This window comes from Nitrobacter sp. 62-13, assembly GCF_001896955.1.
Classification (GTDB): Bacteria; Pseudomonadota; Alphaproteobacteria; order Rhizobiales; family Xanthobacteraceae; genus Nitrobacter.
In genome coordinates this window covers 3,507-5,545 of sequence record NZ_MKRN01000194.1, presented here as the reverse complement: position 1 = coordinate 5,545, position 2,039 = coordinate 3,507, and the positions used below count along the sequence as shown (strand labels likewise).

2 protein-coding genes are annotated in these 2,039 nt (G+C 60.9%); both read left to right on the top strand.

The genetic code is table 11. The features are described 5' to 3' along the window. Positions 1 to 1,709 (top strand): DNA methyltransferase (locus BGN91_RS14910; RefSeq protein ID WP_292614457.1); only part of this gene is annotated, 1,709 nt, incomplete at its 5' end. Further along, a partial coding sequence (locus BGN91_RS17690) for an N-6 DNA methylase (protein WP_366408636.1) occupies positions 1,696 to 2,039 on the top strand: 344 nt, incomplete at its 3' end. The genes BGN91_RS14910 and BGN91_RS17690, both read left to right, overlap by 14 nt.

The following is a 2,039-nucleotide window of genomic DNA, read 5'->3' as shown; positions in this document are numbered from 1 at the left end:
TTGCGCTGTTCATCGCCGCGCATACGAAGCCGGGCGACACGGTGTTCGATGGATTCGCGGGCAGCGGCACCACCGGACTTGCCGCTCTGCTGTGCGAGAAGCCGTCCGCCTCAATGCGCGAGAAGGCCAAGCGCCTCGGGCTGAAGGTTGCATGGGGCGCCCGCAATGCCGTCCTTTACGAACTCAGCGCTCTCGGCTCCTTCGTCGCACGCGCCCTCACAAATCCTCCCGAACCGAAAGCGTTCCTAAGAGCGGCTGAAGAACTCCTTGCCGCGGCGGAAAGCGAAAGCGGCTGGATGTACACCGCAAAAGACCCGGAAGGAAAAGTGGGCGCGATCCGGTACATCATCTGGTCTGATGAGCTTGTCTGCCCGGCGTGCAATCGGACGACGACGTTGTGGGACGCCTGCGTGTCGTTCAAGCCCGCCTGCATTTCTTCGGAATTTTCATGTCCCGCCTGTGGAAACAAAGCGGACCTTGACGATGTCCAGCGGCGCACTGAAACGGTGTGGGATGACGTTCTTGGCGACGACCGCACGCTAAGAGCGCGCAAGGCCATGCGCGTGCATGGCGTTACTGGCAAAAAGACATGGTCCAGGCCCGCAAACCGCGCCGACATGGAGCTTCTGAAAAAAATCGAATGCGAGCGCGTTCCCGCTGTTACACCCATCGTTCCCGTTCCGTGGGGTGACCTGTACCGCAGCGGGTATCACGAGGGCATTTCACACATCCATCATTTCTACACGCGCAGGAATTTGATTGTGTTCGCACGCTTATGGGAGCGGACGGCAGAATATAAGGCCGCATTGCGCGATGCTCTCCGCTTCTGGCTGCTCAGCTACAATGCATCGCACGCCACGATCATGTCGCGCGTCGTGGCGAAGGCGGGCCAGGACGACCTCGTGACCACCAGTGCCCAGCCGGGAGTGCTTTATATAAGCGGTCTTCCCGTCGAGAAAAATCTGTTCGCCGGGCTACACCGCAAGCTCAAGACGGTCGCGCAGGCATTCGAGGCAATCCACGGCAGCGCCGGCAAAGTCATTGTCCATCAGGGATCAAGCTGTGATGTGCATTTGCCGGATGGCAGCATCGACTATGTCTTCACCGATCCGCCCTTCGGCGGAAACATCCCTTATGCCGAAGTGAATTTCATCAACGAAGCGTGGCTGGACCGGTACACAGTCCGCAAGGACGAGATCATCGTCAGCAAGCACCAAGAAAAATCTATCAAGGATTACGAAGCACTGATGGCAAAGGCGCTGGGAGAGGCACACCGAATTCTCAAGCGGGGCGGCAAGGCGACGGTTGTGTTTCATTCCGCGACAGCCGAGGTGTGGAACGCCCTCCAGTCGGCATACACCGCCGCAAATTTCGGCGTAGAGCGCGCTAGCGTCCTCGACAAGACGCAAGGTAGCTTCAAGCAGGTGACGACCGGCGGTGCCGTGCGCGGCGACCCGGTACTGCTGCTGAACCGCCGTGGCGCGGCCGCGTCAAAGCCGGCCCAATCCGTCTGGCAGGTCGCTGCCCGGCTTCGTGACGAGGCACATTCCTCATCCAACCCGGACGAGAGAACGGCGCAGCGGCTTTATTCACGTCTCGTCACGCACTTCCTGACCAACCATCAAGAGGTGCCTCTTGATGCCGATACATTCTACCAATGGCTGGCGGCAAAGCGCGCCGGCGAGGTGACCGCCGGTGCCGAGACCTAATGCACGAGCCGAAATCAGGGCTGCCGCGCGGCGCTTCGAAGAGGCGCTGTCCGCGGGGCGGCGCAAACAGCTTGGCCAGTATTTCACGGGCATCCGCCTAGGAAAACTGCTCGCCCATCTTGCCCTCGCGCCGGACACCAGGACCGTCATCGACCCCATGGCCGGTCACGGGGATCTCCTTGACGCCGCTGCGGAAGCCGCCGATGAACGGGGCATCGCGCTTGAGCGTCTGGATGGCATCGAGTTTGACCCGCAGACGGCTCAGGCGTGCTGCGAACGCCTGACTCTTACCGGCCTCGTCCATACTCTTGTATGCGCTAGCGCCTTCGA